Source organism: Kitasatospora sp. NPDC004745 (genome assembly GCF_042873275.1).
Classification (GTDB): Bacteria; Actinomycetota; Actinomycetes; order Streptomycetales; family Streptomycetaceae; genus Kitasatospora.
The window spans coordinates 213809-221434 of record NZ_JBIALK010000011.1; the positions used below are offsets into that span (position 1 = coordinate 213809).

Sequence of the window (7626 nt, forward strand, 5' to 3'; positions counted from 1 at the left end):
CACCGCATGGACGCAGGGCTCAAGCGCGAGCTGGAGGCGAAGGTCTACGCGGGTGAGCGGCTGACCCGCGAGGACGGGATCGCGCTCTACGAGAGCGACGACCTGGCCTGGCTGGGTGGCCTGGCCCACCACGTGCGGACGCGGAAGAACGGCGACGTCGTCCACTTCAACGTCAACCGCCACCTCAACATGACCAACGTGTGCAGCGCGTCCTGCGCGTACTGCTCGTTCCAGCGCAAGCCGGGCGAGAAGGACGCGTACACGATGCGCATCGAGGAGGCCGTCCGGCTCGCCAAGGCGATGGAGAGCGACTCCCTCACCGAGCTGCACATCGTCAACGGCCTGCACCCGACGCTGCCCTGGCGCTACTACCCGCGCTCGCTGCGGGAGCTCAAGGCGGCCCTGCCGAACGTCTCGCTGAAGGCCTTCACCGCGACCGAGATCCACTGGTTCGAGAAGATCAGCGGTCTGTCCGCGGACGAGATCCTGGACGAGCTGATCGACGCCGGTCTGGAGTCGCTGACCGGCGGCGGCGCGGAGATCTTCGACTGGGAGGTCCGCCAGCACATCGTCGACCACGACACCCACTGGGAGGACTGGTCGCGGATCCACCGCCTCGCGCACGCCAAGGGACTCAAGACGCCCTGCACCATGCTGTACGGGCACATCGAGGAGCCCCGCCACCGGGTGGACCACGTGCTGCGGCTGCGCGAGCTGCAGGACGAGACCGGCGGCTTCCAGGTGTTCATCCCGCTGCGCTACCAGCACGACTTCCACGACTCCAAGGACGGCGTCGTGCGCAACAAGCTGATGGCCCGTACCGAGATGGCCACCGGCGCCGAGGCCCTGAAGACCTTCGCCGTCTCCCGGCTGCTCTTCGACAACGTCCCGCACGTCAAGGTGTTCTGGGTGATGCACGGCGTGACCACCGCCCAGCTGGCGCTCAGCCACGGCGCCGACGACATGGACGGCTCGGTGGTCGAGTACAAGATCACCCACGACGCGGACAACTTCGGCACCCCGAACAAGCTCGGCCGCGACGACCTGCTCGACCTGATCCGCGACGCCGGCTTCCGCCCGGTGGAGCGGAACACCCGCTACGAGGTCATCCGCGAGTACGACGGACCGGACCTGACGCGCCGCGAGACCCCGCAGGCGATGCGTCTCTGACCGTGCCCCACCCCCGCCGCCCCGGCCGTTCCACGGCCGGGGCGGCGGCTTCTTCACCGCCTCCGCACGCGCCCCGGGTTTACCAACGGGTACGGCGTTTGGCAGGATCGACCGTATGTCCGGTTCACATCGCGCCACCGCGTACCCGTCGTACGAGCCGATGCCGGAGCCGGTGTACGAGGCGCCACAGCCCTCCCACCAGGACTACGGGGCGTACCAGCAGCCGGTTCAGCAGGGCCACGGCGACTACCGGCCCAACCCGCAGGACGGCTACTTCGAGGCCTACGACCAGCCGTTCCGGCCCCACCCGGCCGGCCACGCGGCGCAGGCCGGCACCGCCCAGCAGTACGCGTACGGCGCCGGGCCGGGCTACGGCCAGCAGAGCGGCTACGAGGCGGCGTACGAGGCCGGTTACGAGGCGCCGTACGGCGCTGGCTACGACCCGGAACCGGTGTACCTGTCGGAGCCCTTCGCCGGGTCGGAGCCGGTGCACCCGGCGGAGTCCTTCCCCGCACCGGAGTCCTTCCCCGCACCGGAGTCCGCCCCGCCGGCGGACCCCTCCCTCGGACCGGTGTCCGTTCCGCTCGCCGCCGAGGCCCCCGCGGGCTCCCGGGCGGCCGCCCGGGGCCGGCGTCGCAAGGCCAAGCAGAAACGACACGGCAAGGCCGTGATGGCCGGTACGGCGCTGCTGGTCGCGGCCGCCGCCGGCTGGTACACCGTCGGCCAGGAGGGCGCCAAGCCCGGCGTCACCGCCGCCGACGGCCCCGGCCCGGAGGGCGTCAGCACGCCCGACCAGCCGTCACCGGGCGTGGCCGCCGCCCAGCCGGCCGCCGCCCAGGCCGCCGCCGACCGGCAGAACACCGACCCCGCCGCCGCCCGCAGCCAGGCCCGCGCGGACGCCTCGGTCGCCGCGATACCCGGCCTCGGCGCTTCGTTCACCGCGAAGATCCCCGCCGAGACCACCCAGGTCGTGGTCGCCTCCGGTCAGGACAAGGGCACCGACAAGAACAGCGTCACCCTCTGGACCCGCACCCCGGAGGGCCGCTGGCTGGCCGGCGAGACCTGGCAGGGCCACAACGGCAAGAACGGCTGGACCACCGACCACAGCGAGGGCGACCTGCGCAGCCCGATCGGCGTCTTCTCGCTCACCGACGCCGGCGGCCGCAACGCCGACCCCGGCAGCAAGCTCCCGTACGACAAGGACCCGAGCTTCGTGGTCTCCGGGACCGGCTTCTTCGGGGACCAGCTGGCCGGCTCCTTCGACTACGTGGTCGCGATCAACTACAACCGCGTCCCCGGCAACTCCCCGCTCGACCCGCGCCGCCCGATGGGCGCCAAGAAGGGCGGCGGCATCTGGATCCACGTCGACCACGACGGCCCCACCCACGGCTGCGTCTCCATCCCGGAGGACAAGATGGCCGAGCTGATCCGCACCCTGGACCCGGCGGCCCACCCGGTGATCGTGATGGGGGACGCCACCTCGCTGGCCGCCTGAGCCGGCCCCGGGGGCCCTCCGGGCGCCCGCCCCCCGCCGCGGTGCCGGTGACGGCCCGGAGCAGAGGTCAGGCGCCGCAACGCCCCTTGTCAGTCCCCTACAGATCGCGGGGGCGGACCTTGTAGCCGGTCGCGCCCCGCTGACCAGTGAGTAACCCGGTTCCATGGCAGTATGAGCGGTTCGCGCATTGTGGCACTAGGCCACTACCAGCCCCCCAAGGTCCTCACCAACGACGACCTGGAGGCGCTCGTCGACACCAACGACGAGTGGATCCGCAGCCGGGTGGGCGTCAGAACCCGGCACGTCGCCGAGGGCGAGACCCTGGTCGACCTCGCCACCGAGGCGGCGCAGAAGGCGCTCGCCAACAGCGGCCGCACGGCCGAGGAGATCGACCTGGTCGTGGTCGCCACCTGCACCGCGATCGAGCGCAGCCCCAACACGGCCGCCGCGGTCGCCGCCAGGCTCGGCGTCCGGGCGCCCGCCGCCTACGACATCAACACCGTCTGCTCCGGCTTCTCGTACGCCCTCGCCACCGCCGACCACGCGATCCGGGCCGGTGCGGCGCGGCGCGCCCTGGTCATCGGCGCCGAGCGGATGTCCGACACGCTCGACTGGACCGACCGCACCACCTGCGTGATCTTCGGCGACGGCGCCGGCGCCGCGGTGGTCGAGGCCCAGGAGGAGGGCGCCGAGCCCGGCATCGGGCCGGTGGTCTGGGGCTCGGAGCCGGAGAAGGGCGACGCCGTCGTCATCACCGGCTGGGACCCGGTGATCAGCCAGCAGGGCCAGTCGGTGTTCCGCTGGGCCACCACGCAGCTCGCCCCGCTGGCCCGCCAGGCCTGCGAGCGGGCCGGGATCGACCCGTCGGAGCTGAAGGGCTTCGTGCCGCACCAGGCCAACCTGCGGATCATCGACGCGATCGCGGGCAAGCTGGGCCTCGCCGACGCCGTGGTGGCCCGGGACGTGGTCGACTCCGGCAACACCTCGGCGGCCTCCATCCCGCTGGCCTTCTCCAAGCTCGTCGAGCGCGGCGAGCTGAGCCCGGGCGACCCGGTCCTGCTGTTCGGCTTCGGCGGCGGCCTCGCCTACGCGGGGCAGGTCGTGCGCTGCCCGTAGGGGCTGTCTTCCGACCCCGGGCCGGCCCCGCGCGACATGCCGGTGGGCGGGCACCCTGTGTGAGGGGTGCCCGCCCACCGGCATGTCTGGCGCGCTTGCGGTACGTCGGCGGACCTCCCCCGAGGACACGGCCGCCGTCCGTCGGTCCCCGGACAGGAGGCCGGGACTGCGCGCGGAGCGGATGATCTGTCGGGCGGACGGTCTACTTGGGCGGCTTCTTGCCGGTGACGCCCAGGTACACCAGGGGAGCGAGGTTGGGCTTGAGGTCCTTGACCTTGACGCCCCAGGAGGTGAAGGCCTTCTGGTGCTCGGCCGCCGAGGCGAGCAGCGAGACCAGGGCCCCGGCTACGGCGTTCGGGTCGAGCGACTTGTCGGCCTGACCCTTCGCCTGGAGTTCCTTGACGGCCTCCGCGAGTGGCTTGGCGACCGCGTTGAGGACGGTCATGCGGATCTTGAAGAACCGCTTGTCCCCTTCGGCGGCACCGAGCGTGACCACTCGGAGAATGGCGTCGTTCTTGCGCCAGAAGGCGAGGAATCCGTCGACCAGTTCTTCCGAAGTGGTCGGGCCGGACTTCCCTGCCCAGGACTTTCCGGCCACCAGCTCTTTGAGGGTGTCGGCGTCCTTGGCCATTTCCTCGGCGATTTCGAGGACAGCGCCCTCGACATCCGGGAAGTACTGGTAGAAGGTCGCGGGGGAGGTACCCGCCATACGGGCGACGTCGATGACCTTGACGTCCCGATACGGCGACGTGCTGAGCATCTCGCGGAGGCAGTCGAGCAGCTTCTGCCGCGTCTCCTGTCCGCGTCGCCCGGCGACGCGACCGTCGACGGTGCGAACTTGTCCTGTCATGCCGTCAGCTTACCGTGGCACGATCTTGGCGCGATTCGGTGATGCGACTATTACTCCGCACGGGGGGTTGCTATAGGGGCATGAACCGCTTCGGACGGATATTCACCCGGCCCCCGGGGCGCTGTTTGAAGCCCCCCCGTGTGCTTTTGACCCCATAGCGTGACGGCGAGTCCGCTGAGGGGTGGTCGAGTGACAGAGCGTGACGACGTCCGGTCCCGGGAGATCCGTACCGGGAGGGGGTGTCCGCGGGGCCGGACGCAAGCCGCGGCCGGAGCGGGCGTCAGAATCCGGCCGTTCCGTCACCGGTGACCGGACGGCGGCCGCCACGGGGCGGCCGGCCGCCCCGGGCGGGGGAGGTTGGAGTTGCAGCGGGCGGCGTTGGAGAATCGGGTCCGGCACCACGCGGCGGGTGCGGAAAACGGGGAGGTGGCAGCGGAGTGGACCAGCTGACGGCGCACGATCCGAGGCGGATCGGGCCCTTCGAGGTGCTGGGGCGGCTCGGCGCGGGTGGGATGGGGCTGGTCTACCTGGCGCGCTCCGCCTCCGGTCGAAGGGTGGCCATCAAGACCGTCCGGGGGGAGCTGGCCGAGGACGAGCTGTTCCGCGTCCGCTTCGCGCGGGAGATCGAGGCCGCCAAGACGGTCGGCGGCTTCTACACCGCGGCCGTGGTGGACGCCGACGCGGACGCCCGGGTGCCCTGGCTGGCCACCGCGTACATCCCGGCCCCCTCCCTGGAGGACCTGGTCGAGGAGTGCGGGCCGCTGCCGGTGGACGCCACCCGCTGGCTGGTCGCGGGCATCGCCGAGGCGCTGCAGTCCATCCACGCGGCCGGGCTGATCCACCGCGACCTCAAGCCGTCCAACGTGCTGGTGGTCGAGGACGGCCCGAAGGTGATCGACTTCGGCATCGCGTCCGGCGTCTCCAGCACCCGGCTCACCATGACCAACGTCGCGGTCGGCACCCCCGCCTACATGTCCCCCGAGCAGGCCCGGGACAGCCGGAACGTCCGGGGCGCCAGCGACGTCTTCTCGCTCGGCTCGCTGATGGTCTTCTGCGCCACCGGGCACCCGCCGTACCGCGGCTCCAACCCGGTCGAGACGGTGTTCCAGCTGCTGCGCGAGGAACCCGACCTGTCCGGGATGCCGCCGGAGCTGATGGACCTGGTCCGCGCCTGCATGCGGCCCTCGCCCGAGCACCGGCCCACCCCGGCGCAGATCCAGACCGAGCTGGCCCCGCACCTGTTCTCCCGCGACGACGCCTCCGGCGAGGCCGGCGACTGGCTCCCGGCCAACGCGCTGGAGCTGATCGAGCGCAAGCGCGGCCGCCGCCAGCCGGCCCCGCCGCCCCGCGGCGGGCAGCCGCCGGTCGGCCCGCCGCAGCCCCCGGAGCCGCCGCGGGGCGGCCCCCAGCAGCCGTCGCACCAGCCGCCGCAGCCGCACCAGCAGGTGCCGCCGCAGCGCCCCGGCCTGGACGACCCGCGGACCCACCCGGGCGGGCGGCACCTGCCGCCGGCCGGGCCGGTGCACGCCGGACCGCAGCCCGGCCGGGCCGCCGACGGCGAGATCCCGACCGCGAAGATCGCCTCCCCGAACAAGCACCGGGCGCCCGGTGGCGGGGCCGTCGAGGTGCAGCTGTCCGGCGCCTCGGTGCGGATAGGCCCCGGCCCCCGGGCCGAGCACGAGCAGACCGGCCCGGGAACGGCCCCGGCCGAGACCGACTGGGTCCGCCGGGCCACCCCGACGCCGCCGCCGGCGCCCGCGCCGGCCGCCCGCTGGCGCCCCTGGCGCTTCCGGATGTCCAACGACGTCTGGGGCACCCCAGTGGTCGCCGACGGCACGCTCTTCGTCTCCAGCTTCGAGGTGCACGCGCTGGACATCGGCTCCGGCGAGCGCCGCTACAAGACCCGTGACGTCGCCTGGGCGCTCGCGGTGCACGCCGGCCGGGTGCACGCCGCCGACGGCCCCCACCTGTACACGGTGGACGTCGCGGACGGCACCGAGCGCTGGCGCACCTCGCTGGACGGCTGGGTCTACTCGCTCTCCGCCGCCGACGGGGTGCTCTGCTGCGGCATCCGGGGCGGCGGCGTCCAGCTGCGCTCCGCGGCCAACGGCGGCGAGCTGTGGCGCGCCGACGACGCCCAGCAGGACTACGAGAACCCGCAGTCCGGCCCGGTCCTGGTGGCCGGCGCGGCCTACTACTACGGCGCCGGGCGGCTGCGCTGCATCGACCCGCGCGGTGCGGGCCTGCGCTGGTCCTTCCCGGTCGGCGAGGACGTGCCCTCGCACCCGGTCGAGCGCGGCGGCGTGCTCTACGTGACGGCCGGTACCCGGGTGTACGCGCTGGACGCGGCCAGCGGGGTCGAGCGCTGGCGCTTCGAGGCCCCGGTGGTGCTCTTCACCCCGCCCGCCCTGGACGCCGACGCGGTCTACGTCGCCGACTACCTGGGCACGGTCTACGCGCTGGACGCGGCCACCGGCCGGGACCGCTGGCGCGGGGTCACCGGCAGCCGGCAGGGCGCCGAGCCGGTGGTGGTCGGGGACGGCATGGTGCTGGTCGGCAGCGGCGAGGTGCTGTACGCCTTCGAGGCGGCCACCGGCCGGGAACGCTGGCGCTACACCGCGCGCGGGGAGATCGTCGGGGCCCCGGCGGTGGCGGACGGCCTGGTCCACCTGGGCAGCCGGGACCACTCGCTGCACACCCTCGACCTGGCGAGCGGTCAGCTGCGCTGGGAGCTGGGGACCAAGGGTGAGCTGACCGGGTCCCCGGTGGCGGTCGGCGGGCGGGTCTTCGTCGGCTCCAAGGACCGCTGTGTGTACGCGCTGGACGCCTTCTACGGGACGGCCGTCCCGGCCCGCTGAGACGGGCGCGGGGGGGGGGGGGGGGGGCCCCCCCCCCCCGGGGGGGGGGGGGGGGCGGCGCCCCCCCCGGCCCCGCCGCCCGGGGGGGGGGGCGCCGGGGGGGGGGGGGGCGCCCCCCCCCCCCCCCCCGGGCGCCA

General features: G+C 73.6%; 5 protein-coding genes. 4 read left to right on the forward strand and 1 reads right to left on the reverse strand.

What is annotated here, in order from left to right; genetic code table 11:
* Positions 1–6: 6 nt before the first annotated feature.
* The 3 genes from mqnE to ACFYUY_RS20250 all read left to right on the forward strand — a co-directional run bounded on the left by mqnE (position 7) and on the right by ACFYUY_RS20250 (position 3781).
* Positions 7–1170, forward strand: coding sequence for an aminofutalosine synthase MqnE (gene mqnE, locus ACFYUY_RS20240; protein WP_360219099.1), 1164 nt, complete (start codon positions 7–9; stop codon positions 1168–1170).
* 115 nt (positions 1171–1285) lie between these two features.
* Positions 1286–2665 (forward strand): L,D-transpeptidase family protein, encoded by a 1380-nt coding sequence (locus ACFYUY_RS20245; RefSeq protein ID WP_387902129.1) that lies wholly within the window; start codon positions 1286–1288, stop codon positions 2663–2665.
* Positions 2666–2836: 171 nt separating this feature from the next.
* Positions 2837–3781, forward strand: coding sequence for a beta-ketoacyl-ACP synthase III (locus ACFYUY_RS20250; RefSeq protein ID WP_360219093.1), 945 nt, complete (start codon positions 2837–2839; stop codon positions 3779–3781).
* A 202-nt stretch (positions 3782–3983) separates the two neighbouring features.
* Here ACFYUY_RS20250 and ACFYUY_RS20255 read toward each other — a convergent pair whose 3' ends face one another.
* On the reverse strand, positions 3984–4631 hold the full coding sequence (locus ACFYUY_RS20255) for a TetR family transcriptional regulator (RefSeq protein WP_030055725.1): 648 nt from the start codon (positions 4629–4631) through the stop codon (positions 3984–3986).
* A gap of 437 nt (positions 4632–5068) precedes the next feature.
* Here ACFYUY_RS20255 and ACFYUY_RS20260 point away from each other — a divergent pair, with 437 nt between their 5' ends.
* Positions 5069–7489: a PQQ-binding-like beta-propeller repeat protein gene (locus ACFYUY_RS20260; RefSeq protein ID WP_360219090.1), complete on the forward strand. Its 2421-nt coding sequence runs from the start codon at positions 5069–5071 to the stop codon at positions 7487–7489.
* The last annotated feature ends 137 nt before the right edge of the window (positions 7490–7626 follow it).

What these genes read in the sequence shown, in the direction of transcription:
- ACFYUY_RS20255 (WP_030055725.1), bottom strand. Translation starts at nt 4,631, where the DNA reads ATGACAGGACAAGTTCGCACCGTCGACGGTCGCGTCGCCGGGCGACGC.
- ACFYUY_RS20250 (WP_360219093.1), top strand. Translation starts at nt 2,837, where the DNA reads ATGAGCGGTTCGCGCATTGTGGCACTAGGCCACTACCAGCCCCCCAAG.
- mqnE (WP_360219099.1), top strand. Translation starts at nt 7, where the DNA reads ATGGACGCAGGGCTCAAGCGCGAGCTGGAGGCGAAGGTCTACGCGGGT.
- ACFYUY_RS20245 (WP_387902129.1), top strand. Translation starts at nt 1,286, where the DNA reads ATGTCCGGTTCACATCGCGCCACCGCGTACCCGTCGTACGAGCCGATG.